Source organism: Micromonospora sp. NBC_01392, from assembly GCF_045040125.1.
Lineage (GTDB): Bacteria > Actinomycetota > Actinomycetes > Mycobacteriales > Micromonosporaceae > Micromonospora.
The window spans coordinates 1,021,877-1,041,245 of the sequence record NZ_CP109549.1; the positions used below are offsets into that span (position 1 = coordinate 1,021,877).

Genomic DNA, 19,369 nt, shown 5'->3' on the forward strand with positions numbered 1-19,369 from the left:
CGATCACCCACCCCACCAGCCCGGTCACCGTCCGCACCTCTCCCAGATCCCGAGACGCCCGCGCCGGGGTCGGGCGGGACGGGGTCAGGCGGGGACGGGAAGGGTGGGGGCGGGGCGTTGGCGCTTGGCGGTGGGGGCGGGTCGGGCGACCGCGGTGGAGCCGCGTACCACCAACTCCGGGCGGAACAGGTACTCGGAGTTCGGCGACGGGTGCCCGTTGATCTCGTCGACCAGGGCGCGTACGGCGGCCACCGCCATGGCCGCGACCGGCTGGCGCACGGTGGTCAGCGGCGGATCGGTGAAGGCCATCAGCGGAGAGTCGTCGTAGCCGACCACCGAGACGTCCTCGGGGACGGAGCGACCGCGTTGGCGGGCCGCCCGGATCGCGCCGAGCGCCATCAGGTCCGAGCCGCAGACCAGGCCGGTCACCCCGCGCCCGATGAGCCGGCCGGCGGCGGCCTCGCCACCCTCCACGCCGAACAGGGACAGCTCGGTCAGCTCGGCCAGGTCGTCCTCGGAGATGTCGGTGAGGCGCCGCATCGCGGCCTTGTAGCCGGCGACCTTGCGCTGCACCGGGACGAACCGGTCCGGGCCGGTGATCAGGCCGATCCGCCGGTGTCCGAGCGCGACCAGGTGGGCGACCGCGAGTTCGGCGGACTCCCGGTCGTCGCAGGAGACGAACGGCGCGGGGATGCCCGGCGCGTACCCGTTGATCATGACGATCGGCAGCGGCCGGGCGAGCAGCGTGCGGTACCGGTCGTGGTCGGCGGCGGTGTCGGCGTGCAGACCGGAGACGAAGACGATGCCGGAGACCTGCCGGTCCAGCAGCATCTCGACGTACTCGTCCTCGCGGACGCCGCCCGGGGTCTGGGTGCACAGCACCGGCGTGTAGCCGGTGGGCGCCAGCGCGGACTCGATGATCTGGGCGAACGCCGGGAAGATCGGGTTGTCCAGCTCGGGCACGACCAGGCCGACCAGCCCGGCGCTGCGCTTGCGCAGGCGGGCCGGGCGCTCGTAGCCGAGCACGTCGAGGGCGGTGAGGACGGCCTGCCGGGTCTCCGGGGCCACTCCGGGGCGGTCGTTGAGCACCCGCGACACCGTGGCCTCGCTGACTTCGGCCTGTTGGGCGATGTCGGACAGTCGAGCGCGCATGGCGGCACTTTAGCTCAACGGCAAAGTCTTGCGTACACTTCTGCAAGCCCTTCCATTCTCTGCAACCTCTTGCTAACGTCCCCGCAACATGCGAGAGCAGCGGCGCAGCACCCCCGCGCCGGTCAGCAAGAATTTTCAGAGGTTCCCACTGGCGGTCGCCCTTCCCCCGGCGTGCCGCCATGACGACAGGAGTACCGATGCGCATCCGTACCGCGGGTGTGGTCGCCGTCCTCGGCCTGGCGCTCGCCGCGTCCGGCTGTGGTGACAGCGGCAGCGACAAGCCGGCCGCCGAGCAGTCCGCCAGCAAGGCGACCGGCGGCAAGCTGGTCATCTGGGCCGACGACAAGCGCACCGCCGCCCTCAAGCCGTTCGCCGAGGAGTTCGGCAAGGAGAACGGCGTGACCGTCGAGGTGCAGGCCGTCTCCAAGGACCTGCAGACCAACTTCGTCACCGCCTCCCAGCAGGGCAGCGGCCCGGACGCCGTGGTCGGCGCGCACGACTGGATCGGCAACCTGGTCCAGAACGGCGCCATCGACCCGGTCCAGCTCACGGCCGAGCAGAAGGCCGGCTTCAACGAGACCGCGGTCAAGGCGGTCACCTTCAACGGCCAGCTCTACGGCGTGCCCTACGCCACCGAGAACCTGGCGCTGCTCCGCAACACCGAGCTGGCCCCCGAGGCGCCGAAGACGATCGAGGACCTGGTCACCGCCGGCAAGAAGCTCAAGGCGGAGAAGAAGGCCAGCGAGATCCTCTGCCTCCAGTCCGGCCAGAACGGCGACGCGTACCACATCTACCCGCTGTACTCCTCGGCCGGCGGCTACCTGTTCGGCACCGCCGCCAACGGCGACTACGACCCGAAGGACCTGGGCGTGGGCAAGCCGGAGTCGATCGCCGCGTTCCAGAAGATCGCGAAGCTCGGTGAGAAGGGCGAGGGCGCGCTGAAGCGGTCCATCACCCCGGAGAACTCGATCTCCACCTTCACCGGCAAGAAGTGCGCCTTCCTGGTCTCCGGTCCGTGGGCCGTGGCCGACGCCAAGAAGGCCGGCATCAAGTACGACATCTCCCCGGTCCCCGGCTTCGCCGGTGGCAAGGAGGCCCAGCCGTTCGTGGGCGTCCAGGCGTTCTACGTCGCCGCCAAGGGCAAGAACAAGGCCCTGGCCCAGGAGTTCGTCACCAACTACGTGACCAAGCCCGAGCTGGCCGTCGCGCTGTACAAGGCCGAGCCGCGCCCGCCGGCGCTGACCGCCGCCTTCGACCAGGTCAAGGGCGAGGACCCGGACCTGGCGAAGTTCTCCGAGGCCGGCAAGAACGGCCAGGTGCTCCCGGCGATCCCGGCCATGGCCGCGATCTGGGACCCGTTCGGCAAGGCCGAGGCCGCCGTCATCGGTGGCGCCGACCCGGCCAAGACGATCACGGCCGCTGGCAAGACCATCCAGGGTCAGATCAAGTAATGAGCGCGCCGCTGTCCGGCCCGGGGTCCGCCACGCGGACCCCGGGCCGGGAGCCCGCTCGTCCCGGGCTCCCGCGCACCTCGCGTACCGCGCGGAACCACGCGCCGATCACCGCGACCGGCCTCGTCGTCAAGGTGGTCCTGCTCGGCCTGGTGGCCGGGATCGCGCTCTGGGCGGCGTTCCCGCTCATCGAGGCCGGGCACTGGATCGGGCTCGGCGTCCTGGTGGCCACCACCGCCGCCCTGTTCTACCTCTACCTGGGTCGCCGGCACATCCCGGCCAAGTACCTGGTCCCCGGCACGCTCTTCCTGATCGCGTTCCAGGTGCTGCCGGTGCTCCTCACCGCGAGTACCGCGTTCACGAACTTCGGCGACGGCCACCGCGGCAGCAAGGACGACGCGGTCGTCGCCATCCAGACCTCCTCGGTGAAGCAGGTGCCCGGCTCGACCGAGTACTCGCTCACCATCGCCACCAAGGGCGACCCGGCGACCGGCCCGCTGACCTTCCTGCTCAGCGACCCGAAGACCAAGGAGGTCTTCGCGGGCGACGCGGGCGGGCTGCGCCAGCTCGACGCCGGCGCCGTCACCGTCAGCAGCCTCAGCGGCAAGATCACCGCCGCGGACGGCTACACCGTGCTGAACATCGGGCAGGCCAGCAGCCGCAGCGACGCGGTCACCGCGCTGATCGTGCCGACCGATGACGGCGCCATCCGCTCCAACGGCCTCACCCGGGCCTACGAGGGCAAGGCAGCCCGGGCGTACGACGCCGGCTGCGACTGCATCCGAGACAGCGAGAGCGGCAAGACCTGGACCGCCGACGAGAAGGTCGGCTCCTTCGTCGCCGCCGACGGCGAGCGGCTCAGCCAGGGCTGGAAGGTGAACGTCGGGCTGAAGAACGTCGGCGCGGTGCTCACCGACCCGAACATCTCCGGCCCGTTCTTCGGCACGCTGGCCTGGAACTTCGCGTTCGCGATCGGCTCCACCGGGTTCACCTTCCTGCTCGGCATGGCCATCGCGCTCGCGCTGCACTCGCCCCGGATGCGGGGCACCAACCTCTACCGGATGCTGCTGATCCTCCCGTACGCCATGCCGTCGTTCGCGATGCTGCTGGTCTGGCGGGACATGTTCAACACCGACTTCGGCCTGCTCAACAACCTGTTCGGGCTGGACGTCGACTGGTTCGGCGGCGCCTGGTCGGCCCGGGTCGCGGTGCTGCTGGTGCAGCTCTGGCTCGGCTACCCGTACATGTTCCTGGTGGCCACCGGCGCGCTCCAGGCCATCCCGCGGGAGCTGACGGAGGCCACCTCGGTCGACGGGGCCAGCCCGTGGCAGTCGTTCAAGGCGGTCACCCTGCCGCTGCTGCTGGTGGCGCTCTCGCCGCTGCTGATCGCGTCGTTCGCGTACAACTTCAACAACGTCAACGCGATCCTGTTCACCACCGAGGGCGGCCCGTTCGCGCCGGACAACCCGCGCAACGGCGCCACCGACCTGCTGATCACCTACACGTACCGGCTGGCGTTCGGCGCTCAGGGCGCCGAGTACGGCCTGGCCGCCACCGTCTCGATCTTCATCTTCGCGATCGTGGCGACCGTCTCGGCGATCAGCTTCCGGCGCACCCGTAAGCAGGAGGAGGTGTACTCGTGACCAGCATCGCGGAAACACCGGCGGCCCACCGCAGCCCGGTCGGCCGGTCGCGCAGCCGGTGGTTCGCCCAGGTGGGCTGGCGGCATCTGGTCGGGGTGCTGGCGGTGCTGTTCAGCCTCTTCCCGATCATGTTCGTGATCTCCGCGGCGCTCAACCCGCTCGGCACGCTCTCCTCGACCGAGCTGCTGCCGACCGGCGCGTCGCTGGAGAACTTCACCAACCTGTTCGACCGGACCGCGTTCGGCCACTGGTTCCTCAACTCGCTGCTGCTGGCGGGCGTGGCCAGCTTCGCGTCGATCTTCCTGTCGGCGCTGGCCGCGTACGCGTTCTCCCGGATGCGGTTCGCCGGGCGTCGGATCGGCCTGCTCACGCTGCTGCTGATCCAGATGTTCCCGCAGTTCCTGGCGATCGTGGCGATCTTCCTGATCTTCACCACGATCACCGACCTGTACCCGTCGATCGGCTTCAACACCCCGTGGGGCCTGTTCCTGCTCTACATGGGTGGCGCGCTGGGCGCGAACACCTGGCTGATGAAGGGCTTCTTCGACACGCTGCCGAAGGAGCTGGACGAGTCGGCGACCATGGACGGCGCGTCGCACGTGCAGGTCTTCTTCCGGATCATGCTGCCGCTGGTGGCGCCGATCCTGGCGGTGACCGGCCTGCTCGCGTTCATCGGGTCGATCAACGAGTTCATCATCGCCAACGTGTTCCTCACCAACACCGAGTCGAAGACGCTCGCGGTCGGCATGTTCGGCCTGGTCGCGGGCGAACGCAACAACAACTTCGGGATGTTCGCGGCGGGCACGCTGCTCACCGCGATCCCCACCGTGCTGGTGTTCCAACTGCTCCAGCGGTACATCGTCTCCGGCCTCACCTCCGGAGCGGTCAAAGGCTGAGCCTCCTCGGCTCACGCTGCGGCAAGGGCGTCGTGTCGGCGTACACCGGAGCGGTTTGGAGGGCGGACCGTCGCGGTCGGGTGACCGACCGCGACGGGTGCCCGCCCACTCCCTGTCGGTACGACGCGAAAGGCCGCAGCATGTCCCTTCCACCGCACCACGACGGCTCCGCCACCTACGTCCCGGAGCAGGAGCCCGCGCTCGGGCAGACCGTCCCCGTCTTCGTCCGGGTGCCGGCCGGCGCCGGCGTCGACCAGGTGCACGTGCGCACCACCGGCGACGGCGAGCCGCACTTCGCCGAGGCGGTGGTCGACCGCACCACGAACGGTGACGTGTGGTGGCGGGCCGACGTCGAGGTCCGCAACCCGGTCAGCAACTACCGTTTCCTGCTCGACGGCGAGGCCGGCGCCCGCTGGCTCAACGCGGCCGGCACCGCCGACCACGACGTGCCGGACCACGGCGACTTCAAGCTGGTCAGCTACGCGCCGCCGCCGGCCTGGGCCCGGGACGCGGTGATCTACCAGATCTTCCCGGACCGGTTCGCCCGCTCGGCCGCGGCGGCCGGGCGCACCGCCCCGGACTGGGCCATCCCGTGCGACTGGGACACGCCGGTGATCGGGCGCGGCCCGGAGACGCCCCGCCAGTTCTACGGCGGCGACCTGGACGGCATCACCGAGCGCCTGGACCACCTGGACCGGCTCGGCGTCAACACGGTCTACCTCACCCCGATCTTCCCGGCCCGCTCCAACCACCGGTACGACGCGTCCAGCTTCGACACCGTCGACCCGCTGCTCGGCGGCGACGCGGCGCTGGTCCGGCTCGCCGACGCGGTACGCGCCCGGGGCTGGCGGCTGCTCGGCGACATCACCAGCAACCACACCGGCGACGCGCACCGCTGGTTCACCGCCGCGGTGTCCGACGTCACCGCGTTGGAGCGGGACCTGTACTACTTCGACCTCCCGGGACAGGACTACGAGTCGTGGAACGGGGTGAAGTCGCTACCGAAGCTCAACTGGGGCAGCGCCGAGTTGCGCCGCCGGTTCGCCACCGCCGAGGACTCGCTGCTGCGCCGCTGGCTGCGTCCGCCGTACGGGCTGGACGGCTGGCGGGTGGACGTGGCGAACATGACCGGCCGGCGCGGCGCCGACGCGTACACCCACGAGGTGGCGCGACTGCTGCGCGAGGTGGTCGCCGAGACCCGACCGGACGCGTTGCTGCTCGCCGAGCACGGTCACGACCACACCGGCGACCTGGACCGCGACGGCTGGCACGGCACGATGAACTACGTCGGGTTCACCGACCCGGTGTGGTCCTGGCTGCGCGCGGGGGACGGCCCGGTGCCGAACTTCCTCGGCACGCCGGGCGGGGTCCGGCGGCGGGACGCGGACGCGGTGCTGGCCACCATGAACGCCTACCGGTCGTTGGTCTCGTGGCGGTCGTACACGCACTCGTGGCAGCTCCTCGGCTCGCACGACTCGGCCCGGATCCGCACCGTGGTGGGCGACGCGGCCCGGCAGGAGGTCGCGGCCGGGCTGCTCGCCACCATGCCGGGGACCCCTGTGGTCTTCGCCGGTGACGAGCTGGGCCTGACCGGCACGAACGGGGAGGGCTCGCGGACCCCGATGCCGTGGCACCGGCCGGAGAGCTGGGACCGGCGCACGTTCGACGCGTACCGGTCGCTGCTGGCGCTGCGCCGCGCCGAGCCGGCGCTGCGGCACGGCGGCCTGCGGTGGGTGCACGCCGACGCGGACACGCTGGTCTTCCTGCGCGAGGCCCCGACCGGGACGGTGCTGGTGCTGGCCCGCCGCGCCCCCGGCACCCCGCTGCGCCTGACCGGCCTGCCGGCCGCCGAGAACATCTACGGCGGCGCCCCGGCGCTGCCCCCCGGCACGGCCACCCTCCCCGCCGACGGCCCCACCTTCCAGCTCTGGAGGTGGTGAAAGGAGGGGCCCCCGGTTAACGCATTCTGCATAACAGGGGGCCCCTCCTCACACCTCAGCGGAGCAGGGCTCGGGCGCCGGCCAGGTAGGTGGCGCGGTCGGGGGAGCCGGTGAGGATGCGCTGGGTGAAGTAGCCCGGCACCAGGCCGAACAGGGCCGCGCCGACCGCGTCGGGGTCGGTGTCGGGGGGCAGCTCGCCGGCGTCGCGCGCCCGCCGGGCGGCGGTCACGAAATGGCCGCGCAACCGGGTGTACGTGGCGGCGACGAACTCGGCCAGCACCGGGTCCCGCTGTGCCTCGCTCCACACCTGCAACGCCAGGGGCAGCACGCCGTCCGGGCCGAGCTGGCCGTCGACGAAGGCCAGGGCACGCTCCAGCACCCCGGTCAGCGGCAGCGGCGGGTCGGCGGTGGACAGGTCGGCGAAGTTCTCGTCGGCGGTGCCGACGACCGCCTGGGCGATGGCCGTGATCAGGTCGTTCTTGCTGGGGAAGTAGCGGTAGACGGCACCGACCGAGAGCCCGGCCTCCCTGATCACGTCCTGCATCGAGGTCTGGTGGAACCCGTCGCGCAGGAAGCAGCGCCGGGCCGCGTCGAGGATCTGCTGGCGGCGGGCGGCGAGGTGCTGTTCGGAGACGCGTGGCACGACACACATTCTAAAGCGAACGTTCGTTCTTGACGAACGCGTCGACGATGGCGCACGCTCGGCTTCAAGAGAACGAACATTCGTTTTAAGGAGGCGACGATGCTCCGCTCCCGCTCGCCCTGGACCCTCACCGCGCTGCTGGTCGGCGTGGCGGTGGTGGTGCAGGCGCTGCTCGTACCGCTGTTCGCGGCCCCTGCCGCGCACCTCGCGCCGCGCGACCTGCCGGTGGCCGTGGCCGGGCCGCCGCCGGCCGTCGCCGAGCTGACCGCCCGGCTGACCGCCGCCCGCCCCGGCGGCTTCACGGTGACCGCGCTGCCGGACGCGGCGGCGGCCGACCGGGCGCTACGCGACCGGGTGGTCTACGCCGCGTTCGTGGCCGGCCCGGACGGCGTCGCCCTGCACACCGCGCCGGCCGCCAGCCCGACCGTGGCGGCCCTGCTCTCCGAGGCCGCCGGCCAGCTCTCCGCCGGCCGCCCGGTGCCGGTGACGACGGTCGTGCCGACCGACCCGGACGACCCGCGCGGGGCCGGGTTCGCCGCCGGGTTCCTGCCGTTGGCGCTCACCGGCATGCTGGTCGGCGCGCTGCTCACGCTGCTGGTCGCCGGTCGCCGCGCGCGGCTGGCCGGCCTGCTCGGGTACGCGGCGCTCGCCGGTACGGCCGGTGTCACGGTGCTGCACGGCTGGCTCGGTCTGCTCGACGGCGACCCGTGGCGGGAGGCGGCCGCGATCGGTCTCTTCTCGCTCGCCGCCGCCGCCACGGTGGCGGGTCTCGGCGCGCTGCTCGGCCGCGCCGGAATCGGCCTCGGGGCGCTGCTCGTCTTCCTGCTCGGCAACCCGCTCTCCGCAGTCGCCGCCGCGCCCGAACTGCTGCCGCAGCCGTGGGGGACGGTCGGGCAGTTCCTGCCGGTCGGCGCGGGCGGCACGCTGCTGCGCTCGGCGGCGTTCTTCGACGGCGCGGGCGCCGGCCGGCCGCTGGCGGTGCTGACCGGGTACGCGCTGGTGGGGCTGGTGCTGGTCCTGGCCGGTCGGCGGGCCGGGGCCGCCGGGGAGGTGACGGTGCCACCCGAGCCGGCCCAGGTCACGGTATGACGGCAGCTCGGCGGGGTGACTACTACGCAGTGTCGTTGATGGGGGAGGATGGCCGGCGTGGAAGCTCTTCGACTGATCCTTCTCTACGTCCATCTGATCGGCTTCGCGCTGCTGCTCGGCGGCGGGATCGCCCAGTACGTCAGCGGCCGGCTGCGGATCAACGCGGCCATGCTGTGGGGGGCGGTGATCCAGATCCTGACGGGTCTCGGGCTCTCCGCACCCCTGCGGGACGGCGACGAGCCGGCCCCGGCGAAGCTTGTTACCAAGTTGGTGCTCGCGCTGCTCATCTTCGTCATGGTCTTCTTCTCCCGTAAGCGGGAGTCCGTGAACCGGGGGCACTTCCTCGCGATCATCGGGTTGACGCTGGTCAACGCGGCTGTCGCGGTGTTCTGGCGGTAGTCCGCCGGGACCGGGGGCGGCCCCGGAAACGGACGTTCGGGACACGCCCGTGCACCCCTACCGGCCCCAGAAGTGATCTGCCCCACGCAAGGGTTACACCGGGGTAACGGACGCTCAACAGTCGTGCACGATTGTCGGCCGGTGGGTGGGCGCGGGCGTACGCTCCCGTCCGTAACGTGGGACGCCGGCCGCACACCGCAGGCCGGCGCAAGGGCATGCGTACCGCGCACGACGCGGGCGCAATGGGAAGGAGACGTCTTGCGCTCTGTGCGTGGGATGCGGATCGCCTCCGCCTTCGTGGCGGGTGGCCTCGTGCTGGGCGCCGCCGCGTGTGGTGAGGCTCCGGACGACAAGAACGACAACGCCGGCGGCAACGGCGGCAAGAAGTACAGCGCCTGCATGGTGACCGACGTCGGCGGCATCGATGACAAGTCCTTCAACACCTCCGCCTGGAAGGGCCTCCAGGAGGCGAAGAAGGAGAACGACAACATCGAGATCAAGAACGTCCAGTCGAAGGCCGAGGCGGACTACGAGGTCAACCTGACCGGGTTCGTCAACCAGAAGTGCGACTTCATCCTGGCCGTCGGTGGCCTGATGTCGGACGCCACCAAGAAGGCCGCCACCGCGAACCCGAACCAGCAGTTCGCGATCGTGGACGCCAACCCGGGTGTGGGCAACATCTACCCGATGCAGTTCGACACCGCGCAGGCCGCGTTCCAGGCCGGCTACCTGGCCGCCGGGATGAGCAAGAGCGGCAAGGTGGGCACCTACGGCGGCCTGCCGATCCCGCCGGTCACCATCTTCATGGACGGCTTCGCTGACGGCGTGGCGTACTACAACAAGGCCAAGAGCAAGAACGTCCAGGTGCTGGGCTGGGACAAGGCCACTCAGAAGGGCTCCTTCACCAACGACTTCGTCAAGCAGGACGAGGGCAAGAAGGTCTCCGACGCGCTGGTCGCCCAGGGCGCCGACATCATCATGCCGGTCGCCGGTGGCGCCGGCCTCGGCACCACCGCCGCGGCCAAGGCCTCGGGTGGCAAGTACTCGGTCGTCTGGGTGGACGTTGACGGCTGCGAGAGCACCCCGGACTGCTCGGCGATCGTGACCACGGTCGTCAAGAACATCCCGGAGGCCGTCAAGGAGGCCGTGGTGAAGGCCGCCGGTGGCGAGAAGCTCCAGGCGCAGCCGGGCTTCGTCGGCACGCTGGCCAACACCGGTGTCTCGATCGCGCCGTACCACGACTTCGACAGCAAGGTCCCGGCGGACCTCAAGGCCGAGGTCGAGAAGATCAAGGCGGACATCGCCGCCGGCACCGTCACGGTCACCTCGAAGGCCCAGCCGACCAAGTGACCGCTCCGCCGGCCGCCGCGGTGAGATCATCGGCAGCGGGGCCGGCGGGCACCAGGTAGCACGATCCGGCCGTCCCGGGCGTACGGGGTCCGAACCCCGCGCCTCCGGGGCGGCCGGTCACCTTCATCCCCCATCCCCCACCCGGCGCGGTGGCGGCGCGGCAAGTCGCTACGCTGCACCATCGCTCGCACTCCAGGAGGTTGCGCTGAGACTCGAACTGCGCGGCATCACCAAGCGGTTCGGTGATCTGGTCGCCAACGACCACATCGACCTCACGGTGGAGCCTGGAGAGATCCACGCCCTGCTCGGCGAGAACGGCGCCGGCAAGTCGACCCTGATGAACGTGCTCTACGGGCTCTACCAGCCGGACGAGGGCGAGATCCTGGTCGACGGCCGCCCGCTGAAGCTGAAGGGCCCGTCGGACGCGATCGCCGCCGGGATCGGCATGGTGCACCAGCACTTCATGCTGGTGCCGGTCTTCACCGTGGCCGAGAACGTGATGCTCGGCGCCGAGCAGGTCAAGGTGCCCTTCGCCGGGTTCCTCGACCGTCGGCGGGCCCGCCGCGAGGTGGCCGAGGTCTCCGAGCGGTACAACCTCCGGGTCGACCCGGACGCGGTGATCGAGGACCTGCCGGTCGGCATCCAGCAGCGGGTGGAGATCGTCAAGGCCCTGACCCGCGACGTCGACCTGCTGATCCTCGACGAGCCGACGGCCGTGCTCACCCCGCAGGAGACCGACGAGCTGCTGACCGTCATGCGGTCGCTCAAGGCCGCCGGCAAGTCGATCGTGTTCATCACCCACAAGCTGGGCGAGGTGAAGGCGATCGCGGACCGGATCACCGTGATCCGGCGCGGCCGGACGGTCGGCACCGCCGAGCCGACCGCTAGCCGGGACGAACTGGCCGCGTTGATGGTCGGCCGCAACGTCCGGCTGACCGTGGACAAGGAGCCGGCCCGGCCGGGCAAGCCGGTCCTGGAGGTCGCCGGCCTGGTCGTCGACGACGACCGGCAGGTACGCGCCGTCGACGGCGTCGACCTGACCGTGCACGCCGGTGAGGTGCTCGGCGTCGCGGGTGTGCAGGGCAACGGCCAGACCGAGCTGATCGAGGCGATCATGGGCCTGCGCCCGACGCTCGCCGGCACGGTCAGCCTGGACGGCGAGTCGACCCACGGCTGGTCGACGAAGAAGGTGCTCCGCGCCGGTGTCGGCTACGTGCCCGAGGACCGCAGCGTCGACGGCCTGGTCAAGGAGTTCTCCGTGGCGGAGAACCTGGTGCTGGACATCTACGACCGGCCGCCGTTCGGCAAGGGCCTGTCGCTGAAGCCGGACGCGATCGCAAAGTCGGCGAAGGAGCGGATCGCGCAGTTCGACGTCCGCACCTCGTCGGCCGACGCGGCGGTCGGCACGCTCTCCGGCGGCAACCAGCAGAAGGTGATCGTGGCCCGGGAGCTGTCCCGGCCGCTGAAGCTCCTCATCGCCGCCCAGCCCACCCGCGGCGTGGACGTCGGCTCGATCGAGTTCATCCACAGTCAGGTCATCCGCGAGCGCGACGTCGGCACCGCGGTCATGGTGGTCTCCAGCGAGCTGGACGAGGTGATCGGCCTCGCCGACCGGATCGCGGTGATGTACCGCGGCCGGGTCATCGGCATCGTCGGCCCGGACACGCCCCGCGAGGAGATCGGCCTGCTGATGGCCGGCATCACCCCGGACACCGCGGCCCCGACCGCGAACGAGGGCAGCGCCGCCGCGACCGCGGACGAGGGCAGCGCCGCCGCCCCGGCCCCCGAGGGCCCTGGCAACGAGGACGAGGCATGACGAACCCGAACCCGGCGTCGGGCTCCCCGGACAAGGAACCGGCGACCGAGGCGCAGGAAGCGCGCAGCGAGGCCCGCGCGACGCCGACCGCGCCGGCCGGCGACACCGAGCGGGCGGTCACCACCACCACCGCGCCGAAGCAGCCGTCGGCCGAGGGCCCCCGGCCCAGCCTGGGCCGGCTGTTCCTGGAGAACCTCTGGGCGGCCAACACGGTCACCGTGACCGTGCTCGCGGTGGTGCTGGCCATGCTGGTCGGCGCCGTGCTGATCATCGTCTCCGACCCGGACGTGCTGGCCACCTACGGCTACATCACCGCCCGCCCGGCCGACGCGCTGAACGCGAGCTGGACCGTGGTCAGCGAGGCGTACGCGAACCTGTTCAAGGGCGCGGTCTTCGACCCGGACGCGGTCGGCTTCACCGCCGCCATGGGCCCGATCTCGGAGACGCTCACCTACACCGCGCCGCTGGTCTTCACCGGCCTGTCGGTCGCGCTGGCCTTCCGGGGCGGCCTGTTCAACATCGGCGCCCAGGGCCAGGCGACCATCGGCGTAATCCTGGCCGCCGTGGCCGGCTTCGCGCTGCCGCTGCCGCCCGGCGTGCACCTGCTGGTGGCGTTGATCGCCGGTGCGCTCGGCGGTGCGCTCTGGGGCTTCATCCCGGGCATCCTCAAGGCGCGTACCGGCGCCCACGAGGTGATCAACACGATCATGCTCAACTACGTGGCGGTCTACTTCCTGTCCTGGATCATCGTCCAGAGCGGGGTGCAGAACCCGACCCGGTCGGACGCGATCAGCAAGCCGGTCGAGTCCTCCGCGCAACTGCCCCGGCTGCTCGGCGACGACCTGCGGGTGCACGCCGGCATCCTGCTCGCGGTGCTGGCCACCTGGTTCATCGCCTGGCTGCTCAACCGCTCCACGCTCGGCTTCGAGCTGCGCGCGGTGGGCGCGAACCCGGACGCTGCCCGGACCGCCGGCATCAGCGTCACCAAGACGTACGTGCTGGTGATGGTGATCGCGGGTCTGCTGGCCGGCCTCGGCGGCTCGAACATGGTGCTCGGCTCCACCGCCAACGCGCTGACCCCGCTGGTGATCGCCCAGATCGGCTTCGACGGCATCCTGGTCGCGCTGCTGGGCCGGGTCAAGCCGTGGGGCGTGCTGCTGGCCGCGCTGCTGTTCGGCGCGCTCCAGGCCGGCGGCAACCGGATGCAGTCGTACTCCGGGATCTCGCTGGAGCTGGTCACCGTGCTCCAGGCGCTCATCGTCATCTTCATCGCCGCGCCCGCCCTGGTGAAGGCGATCTTCCAGCTCCGGGCGGCCCGCGCCGCCCGGCTGCAGACGAGCCTCGCGAAGGGCTGGTGAGCATGTCCACCACCGCTGTCCCCGACGTCGCGGTCACCGCGGTCGACGAGGGTTTCTGGACGCGGGCCCGCAAGGCCGGCGCCGTCCTGCTGGCGCTGGGCGTGGTCGCGGCGGTGTTGTTCGGGGCGCTCGCCACCGACCAGCAGGCCCGCTTCACACTCAGCGAGACCGAGGGCGGCGCCGCCCTGGAGATCAACGGCACGGTCGGCGCGATCCTGTTCGGCGTCATCGCCGCCGCGGCCGGCGCCGCGCTGCTGGCCGGCGTGCCCAAGCGTTGGTTCACGCTGCTGCTCGGCGCCGGGCTGGTCGCCTTCGTGCTGAGTTTCCTGTGCTGGCAGGTCTCCGCCGCCCCCGAGGGGCGCAACTTCATGCCGCTGGTCAACGTGCTGCGGGGCACGTTCATCCTGGCGCTGCCGCTGATCTTCGGTGCGCTGGCCGGCGTGCTCTGCGAGCGCTCCGGCGTGGTCAACGTGGCGATCGAGGGACAGTTGCTGATGGGCGCGTTCTCCGGCGCGCTGTTCGGCAGCATCTCCGGCAGCGTCTGGGTGGGCCTGGTGGCCGCCGCGATCGGTGGCGCGTTCATCTCGCTGCTGCTGGCCGTGTTCGCCATCCGCTACCTGGTCGACCAGGTGGTCATGGGCATCGTGCTCAACCTGCTCGCGGTCGGCATCACCGGCTTCCTGTACGAGCGGTTGATGGCGACCGACGCGGCGAAGTACAACAGCGCGCCACGCTTCAGCAACTGGGAGATCCCGCTGCTGAAGGACATCCCGCTGATCGGTCCGGCGCTGTTCCGCGGCAACATCTTCCTCTACCTGGGCCTGCTGCTGGTGCTGGTCATCCACCTGGCGCTGTTCCGCACCCGGTGGGGCCTGCGGACCCGGTCGGTGGGTGAGCACCCGACCGCTGCCGACACGCTCGGCGTGAAGGTGCTGCGGCTGCGCTACCGCAACGTGATCATGGCCGGTCTGGTGGCCGGCGTGGGTGGGGCGTCGTACACGCTGGCGCTCTACTCGTTCACCAAGAACATGATCGGCGGTAAGGGCTTCATCGCCCTGGCCGCGCTGATCTTCGGCCGGTGGAGCCCGACCGGGGCGTTGCTCGCGGCGCTCTTCTTCGGCTTCGCCGACCAGCTCGCCACCTACCTGGGCGCGATCGGCAGCAGCATTCCGAGCCAGTTCCTGGCGATGCTGCCGTACCTGGCGACGATCCTGGCGGTGGCCGGGCTGGTCGGCAGGGTGCGGGCGCCGGCCGCCGACGGCAAGCCGTACGTCAAGGGCTGACCGGTCCGACGCATCGTGCCCGGCGGGTCACCCGCCGGGCACCGTCGTCTCCGGCCGCGCCCGCGACCGATCGGCGTGAATTGGGCAGAATGGGAGTCGTGATGGACATCGACTGGGAGCGGCTGCGGGCCGCCGCCACCGAGGTGATGCGGCACGCGTACGTGCCGTACTCGAAGTTCCCGGTCGGGGCCGCCGCCCTGGTCGACGACGGCCGGGTGGTGGTCGGCTGCAACGTGGAGAACGCCGCGTACGGCGTGGTGCTCTGCGCCGAGTGCGGCGTGGTCTCCTCGCTGCACGCCACCGGCGGCGGCCGGATCGTGGCGCTGTCCTGCGTCGACGCGACAGGCGAGCCGCTGATGCCGTGCGGCCGGTGTCGGCAGCTGCTCTGGGAGCAGGGCGGGCCGGAATGCCTGATCGAGGCGAAGGGCGGCCCGCTGCGGATGGCCGAGCTGCTGCCGCACGCGTTCGACGTGGCGGACATCGAGGCGGTGACCGGCGAACATCCGGTGCCGGTGGTGCCCGACCGGCTGGCCGCCTGGCGGGGGCGCGGCACGGTGTTCGTGCACCCGGACCTCTCGGCCGGGCAGCAGGTCTGGACGGCCTACTGGGAGCGGTCGGCCGGGGACACCGAGGGCGCCGAGACCGGTGTGCTGGAGGAGGGCCCGACCTGGGACGATCCGGCCGGGGCGATCGAGTGGGGGGCGGCGCGGACGCCGCGCGTGGTCGTGGTGGACGCGTCCGGCGCGATCTTCTGGGCCGGTGAGGGTGAGCCGCCGCTGGAGATTCCGGTTCGGTGGGGTTGAGCTGGGGGCCTGGGCCGACCGTGCCCGGCTCCGGGCGGTCAGGCTTGATCCCTGCGCCGGGCACGGTCGGCCCAGGCCCGACCCGGTCACGGTTCGCGGGTCGTTGCGGTCCGAGTGTTGATCTATTGATGGGAACTCAAAGGTGAGTGCTTTTACGGCGGTGGACGTCATCCGGGCGAAGCGGGACGGAGGCGTGCTCAGCGACGGCCAGATCGACTGGGTGGTGGACGCGTACACCAAGGGGTTGGTGGCCGACGAGCAGATGTCGGCGCTGGCGATGGCGATCCTGCTGCGCGGCATGACCGGCCCGGAGATCGCCCGGTGGACCGCCGCCATGATCGCCAGCGGCGAGCGGCTGGACCTGTCGCCGGTGGCCCGACCCACCGTGGACAAGCACTCCACCGGCGGCGTCGGTGACAAGATCACCCTGCCGCTGACCCCGCTGGTCGCGGCGTGCGGCGCGGCGGTGCCGCAGCTCTCCGGCCGGGGCCTCGGCCACACCGGCGGCACGCTCGACAAGCTGGAGTCGATCCCGGGCTGGCGGGCGGCGCTGAGCAACGACGAGTTCATCGCCCAGCTCCGGGACGTCGGCGCGGTCATCTGCGCGGCCGGGGACGGGCTCGCCCCGGCCGACCGCAAGCTGTACGCGCTGCGCGACGTCACCGGCACGGTCGAGGCGATCCCGCTGATCGCCAGCTCGATCATGAGCAAGAAGATCGCCGAGGGCACCGGCGCGCTGGTGCTCGACGTCAAGGTCGGCTCCGGCGCGTTCATGAAGAACGCCGACGACGCCCGCGAGCTGGCCCGCACCATGGTGGAGCTGGGCGGCGCGCACGGGGTGCGCACGGTCGCCCTGCTCACCGACATGTCCACCCCGCTCGGCCTGGCCGTCGGCAACGCGGTCGAGGTGACCGAGTCGGTGGAGGTGCTGGCCGGCGGTGGCCCGGCCGACGTGGTGGAGCTGACGCTGGCGCTGGCCCGGGAGATGCTCGACGCGGCCGGCCTGCCGGACGCCGACCCGGCCGCCGCGCTGCGCGACGGGCGGGCCATGGACGCGTGGCGCGCCATGATCCGGGCGCAGGGCGGCGACCCGGACGCCCCGATGCCGACCGCCAACGAGGTCGAGCTGGTCACCGCGGACGAGGACGGCTGGGTGGCGGAGGTGGACGCGTACGCGATCGGGGTGGCCGCCTGGCGGCTCGGCGCCGGCCGGGCCCGCAAGGAGGACCCGGTCAGCGTCCCGGCCGGTGTGGTGCTGCACAAGCGTCCCGGTGATCCGGTACGCGTCGGCGACCCGCTGTTCGAGCTGCGCGCCGAGCACGCCGAGCGGATTCCGGCCGCGCTGGCGCAGGCGCGCGGGGCGTTCCGGGTGGCGCCGGCGGCCCCGACCCCGACGCCGCTGGTCATCGAGCGCATCGGGTGACCGGCCGCCATGGTGCCGGGCCGGTCGGAGCCGCTATCCTCCCAGGCCAGGGGGACCGACCGGCGACGAGCCGGGGCGAGCAGACAGGGACTGAGGCGTTGCGCGTATCCGCTCCCGACCCCCGGGCCGTCCGTGAGGCGAGCCTCGACGAGCTGTCCCGGCTGGGTCTTCCGCTGCCCCCACCGCAGTTCCCGCTGGTCTGGGAGCCGGGTGACGAGATCGAGTTGCGGCCCACGCCGGAGATCGAGGCGCGCATCGCGGTGCTGCACCTGATCCTGGCCCGCTGTTTCGGGATGCCCCCGCAGGCCGCGATGAGCTGGCTGCTGGAGTCGCACCTGGTGGAGATGCTGACGCCACCGGAGTGGCAGTTCGTGATGGGCGGGCGGGGCGACCACCGGTCGTTCGTGCTGCACCACGACGCGCTCTTCTCGCTGGCCTGGGTGCTCGGCCTGAGCAAGCAGCTCGACCCGACCGTGCCGGTGGACGAGCGGCTGGTCGAGCGGATGCCGAACCTGGTCACCGGCGAGACGTTCGCGCAGTGGCGGGCCCGGATCCTGGCCGCCCCGCAGCACCCCGCCGACGCCGCCGCCCTGCTCGATCTGCACTACTGCCTGGACTGGGCGTACCTGGAGACCGAGCAGGCCGGCGGCGCGTTGCCGGGGCTGGTGGACGCGAACGCGATCGGCCAGCGCCGGTGGGCGCTGGAGTGGGCGGTGGTGCTGCGCGGGCCGTACCACGACGAGCCCCCCGGGTGGGAAGAGGTCGACCTCTCCACCTGAGCCGGCTCAGCGGGGGCGGTGCGTGCCGAGCCGGACGGCGAGCGTGACCGGCACCGGCTCGGGCAGCGCGGCGATCCGCGCGGCGAGCCGTTCCGGGTCGGCGTGCCAGGCGCTGGGGCCCATCCCGACGAGCGTGGTGACCTCGGCGCGGGTCAGCGCCAGCCGGGCCCGGTGCTCGCCGGCGGACTCCTCGACGAAGTGCGTGCCCAGGCTGCCGGCGACCCGGTCGGCCTTGGCCGGGTCCACCCGCAGCAGGTCGAGCGCGTCGACCAGCTCGGCGAGGTGGTCGGTGGCGGGGGTGACCACCAGCAGCGCGCCGGCCGGGTCGAGCACCCGGTGGAACTCCGGGCCGTTGCGCGGCGCGAACACGTTCAGCAGCACGGTCACGGACCGGTCGGCGAGCGGCAGCCGCTGCCAGGTGTCGGCCAGCGCGGCGGCGGCGCGCGGATGCGCCCGGGCGGCGCGGCGCAGCGCCGGCTTGGAGACGTCCAGGGCCAGGCCGGCGGCGTCCGGCAGCGCCGCCAGCACCGCCGCGAGGTAGTGCCCGGTCCCCGCGCCGGGCTCCACCACCAGGGGGTACGGCTCGTCGGGCGCGACCCGCGTCGCGGCGGCGGCCAGCGCGGCGGCGACGGTGTCGTAGTGGCCGGCGGCGAGGAAGTCGGCCCGGGCGGCGACCATCCCGGCGCTGTCCCCGCTGTGCGGGGCGCGGCCGGCGAGCAGGTTGACGTACCCCTGGCGGGCGGTGTCGAAGCTGTGCCCGCGCGGGCAGCGCAGCGCACGGGTGGTGCCGGCGGTGGTCTCGGTCAGCGGCTCGCCGCAGACCGGGCAGCGCAGCCGGGTCAGCACCGACGGGAGCAGAGCGGAACCGGCCACGCCGAAGATCCTATTCCGGCGGCCGAACCGCGGCTCTAGATTGGGTGTCATGTCAACAAGCGCGCGGTTGTGGGAGCTGTTCGGCGGGCACGGGCGCGGAGTGCTTGTCACGCTGCGCCGGGACGGCCGCCCGCAGCTGTCCAACCTCGACTACCTGGCCGAGCCGGGGCTCCTGCGCTGCTCCACCACGGGCGACCGGGCCAAGGTGCGCAACCTGCGCCGGGACCCGCGGGCCAGCTTCCACGTGACCACCGCCGACGGCGGGGCGTACGCGGTGGCCGAGGGCACGGTGACGCTCACCCCGCCGGCCGCCGCGACCGACGACGCGACGGTCGAGGAGCTGGTCGAGGTCTACCGGGGCATCCGCGGCGAGCACCCGGACTGGGCCGACTACCGGGCCGCGATGGTGGCCGACGGCCGGCTGGTCCTGCGCCTGGCGGTGGAGCGGGTCTACGGCTGGCGTCCCTGAGC

At 72.1% G+C, this 19,369-nt stretch carries 17 protein-coding genes; 14 read left to right on the forward strand and 3 right to left on the reverse strand.

Annotation, left to right across the window (positions count from 1 at the left end):
* Positions 1-84 precede the first annotated feature (84 nt).
* Positions 85-1,152: a LacI family DNA-binding transcriptional regulator gene (locus OG767_RS04945; protein WP_405092346.1), complete on the reverse strand. Its 1,068-nt coding sequence runs from the start codon at positions 1,150-1,152 to the stop codon at positions 85-87.
* Between the two features lie 197 nt (positions 1,153-1,349).
* Between OG767_RS04945 and OG767_RS04950 the strand changes: the two genes are divergently transcribed.
* From OG767_RS04950 to OG767_RS04965, 4 genes are all read left to right on the forward strand, one after another.
* Positions 1,350-2,603: a maltose ABC transporter substrate-binding protein gene (locus OG767_RS04950; protein WP_281942978.1), complete on the forward strand. Its 1,254-nt coding sequence runs from the start codon at positions 1,350-1,352 to the stop codon at positions 2,601-2,603.
* Entirely contained in the window at positions 2,603-4,246 is a 1,644-nt protein-coding gene (locus OG767_RS04955; protein ID WP_405092347.1) for an ABC transporter permease subunit, read from the forward strand. The genes OG767_RS04950 and OG767_RS04955 overlap by 1 nt, the downstream gene beginning before the upstream one ends.
* Positions 4,243-5,142 carry a sugar ABC transporter permease gene (locus OG767_RS04960; RefSeq protein WP_405092348.1) on the forward strand — a complete coding sequence of 300 codons (900 nt, stop codon included), beginning with the start codon at positions 4,243-4,245 and terminating at the stop codon, positions 5,140-5,142. The genes OG767_RS04955 and OG767_RS04960 overlap by 4 nt, the downstream gene beginning before the upstream one ends.
* A gap of 140 nt (positions 5,143-5,282) precedes the next feature.
* Positions 5,283-7,082, forward strand: a complete 1,800-nt coding sequence (locus OG767_RS04965; RefSeq protein ID WP_405092349.1) for an alpha-amylase family glycosyl hydrolase — start codon at positions 5,283-5,285, stop codon at positions 7,080-7,082.
* A gap of 55 nt (positions 7,083-7,137) precedes the next feature.
* On the opposite strand, the gene OG767_RS04970 is transcribed toward OG767_RS04965, so the two are convergent.
* Positions 7,138-7,725, reverse strand: a complete 588-nt coding sequence (locus tag OG767_RS04970; protein WP_405092350.1) for a TetR/AcrR family transcriptional regulator — start codon at positions 7,723-7,725, stop codon at positions 7,138-7,140.
* A gap of 99 nt (positions 7,726-7,824) precedes the next feature.
* Here OG767_RS04970 and OG767_RS04975 point away from each other — a divergent pair, with 99 nt between their 5' ends.
* The 9 genes from OG767_RS04975 (at position 7,825) to OG767_RS05015 (ending at position 18,025) form a co-directional block, all read left to right on the forward strand.
* Positions 7,825-8,814, forward strand: coding sequence for a hypothetical protein (locus OG767_RS04975; RefSeq protein ID WP_405092351.1), 990 nt, complete (start codon positions 7,825-7,827; stop codon positions 8,812-8,814).
* 57 nt (positions 8,815-8,871) lie between these two features.
* The gene (locus OG767_RS04980) at positions 8,872-9,213 is read left to right on the forward strand and encodes a hypothetical protein (RefSeq protein ID WP_405092352.1); all 342 of its coding nucleotides are present in this window, start codon (positions 8,872-8,874) and stop codon (positions 9,211-9,213) included.
* A 276-nt stretch (positions 9,214-9,489) separates the two neighbouring features.
* Positions 9,490-10,563 carry a BMP family protein gene (locus tag OG767_RS04985; protein WP_405094136.1) on the forward strand — a complete coding sequence of 358 codons (1,074 nt, stop codon included), beginning with the start codon at positions 9,490-9,492 and terminating at the stop codon, positions 10,561-10,563.
* 265 nt (positions 10,564-10,828) lie between these two features.
* Positions 10,829-12,379: an ABC transporter ATP-binding protein gene (locus OG767_RS04990; RefSeq protein WP_405094137.1), complete on the forward strand. Its 1,551-nt coding sequence runs from the start codon at positions 10,829-10,831 to the stop codon at positions 12,377-12,379.
* Positions 12,376-13,737 carry an ABC transporter permease gene (locus tag OG767_RS04995; protein ID WP_405092353.1) on the forward strand — a complete coding sequence of 454 codons (1,362 nt, stop codon included), beginning with the start codon at positions 12,376-12,378 and terminating at the stop codon, positions 13,735-13,737. The genes OG767_RS04990 and OG767_RS04995 overlap by 4 nt, the downstream gene beginning before the upstream one ends.
* Before the next feature lie 2 nt (positions 13,738-13,739).
* Positions 13,740-15,020 carry an ABC transporter permease gene (locus tag OG767_RS05000; protein ID WP_405092354.1) on the forward strand — a complete coding sequence of 427 codons (1,281 nt, stop codon included), beginning with the start codon at positions 13,740-13,742 and terminating at the stop codon, positions 15,018-15,020.
* Positions 15,021-15,109: 89 nt separating this feature from the next.
* On the forward strand, positions 15,110-15,823 hold the full coding sequence (locus tag OG767_RS05005) for a cytidine deaminase (protein WP_405092355.1): 714 nt from the start codon (positions 15,110-15,112) through the stop codon (positions 15,821-15,823).
* 142 nt (positions 15,824-15,965) lie between these two features.
* Positions 15,966-17,246: a thymidine phosphorylase gene (locus OG767_RS05010; RefSeq protein WP_405092356.1), complete on the forward strand. Its 1,281-nt coding sequence runs from the start codon at positions 15,966-15,968 to the stop codon at positions 17,244-17,246.
* Between the two features lie 98 nt (positions 17,247-17,344).
* The gene (locus tag OG767_RS05015; protein WP_107157173.1) at positions 17,345-18,025 is read left to right on the forward strand and encodes a DUF4272 domain-containing protein; all 681 of its coding nucleotides are present in this window, start codon (positions 17,345-17,347) and stop codon (positions 18,023-18,025) included.
* 6 nt (positions 18,026-18,031) lie between these two features.
* Here the strand turns inward: OG767_RS05015 and OG767_RS05020 are convergent, their stop codons facing one another.
* Entirely contained in the window at positions 18,032-18,883 is an 852-nt protein-coding gene (locus OG767_RS05020; RefSeq protein ID WP_405094138.1) for a putative RNA methyltransferase, read from the reverse strand.
* A gap of 64 nt (positions 18,884-18,947) precedes the next feature.
* On the opposite strand from OG767_RS05020, the gene OG767_RS05025 reads away from it, so the two are divergent.
* Entirely contained in the window at positions 18,948-19,367 is a 420-nt protein-coding gene (locus tag OG767_RS05025) for a PPOX class F420-dependent oxidoreductase (RefSeq protein WP_396772936.1), read from the forward strand.
* Positions 19,368-19,369 lie beyond the last annotated feature (2 nt).

Coding starts and splice junctions, on each gene's coding strand:
- OG767_RS04945 (WP_405092346.1), bottom strand. CDS start 1,152: ATGCGCGCTCGACTGTCCGACATCGCCCAACAGGCCGAAGTCAGCGAG.
- OG767_RS04950 (WP_281942978.1), top strand. CDS start 1,350: ATGCGCATCCGTACCGCGGGTGTGGTCGCCGTCCTCGGCCTGGCGCTC.
- OG767_RS04955 (WP_405092347.1), top strand. CDS start 2,603: ATGAGCGCGCCGCTGTCCGGCCCGGGGTCCGCCACGCGGACCCCGGGC.
- OG767_RS04965 (WP_405092349.1), top strand. CDS start 5,283: ATGTCCCTTCCACCGCACCACGACGGCTCCGCCACCTACGTCCCGGAG.
- OG767_RS04975 (WP_405092351.1), top strand. CDS start 7,825: ATGCTCCGCTCCCGCTCGCCCTGGACCCTCACCGCGCTGCTGGTCGGC.
- OG767_RS04985 (WP_405094136.1), top strand. CDS start 9,490: ATGCGGATCGCCTCCGCCTTCGTGGCGGGTGGCCTCGTGCTGGGCGCC.
- OG767_RS04995 (WP_405092353.1), top strand. CDS start 12,376: ATGACGAACCCGAACCCGGCGTCGGGCTCCCCGGACAAGGAACCGGCG.
- OG767_RS05000 (WP_405092354.1), top strand. CDS start 13,740: ATGTCCACCACCGCTGTCCCCGACGTCGCGGTCACCGCGGTCGACGAG.
- OG767_RS05005 (WP_405092355.1), top strand. CDS start 15,110: ATGGGAGTCGTGATGGACATCGACTGGGAGCGGCTGCGGGCCGCCGCC.
- OG767_RS05025 (WP_396772936.1), top strand. CDS start 18,948: ATGTCAACAAGCGCGCGGTTGTGGGAGCTGTTCGGCGGGCACGGGCGC.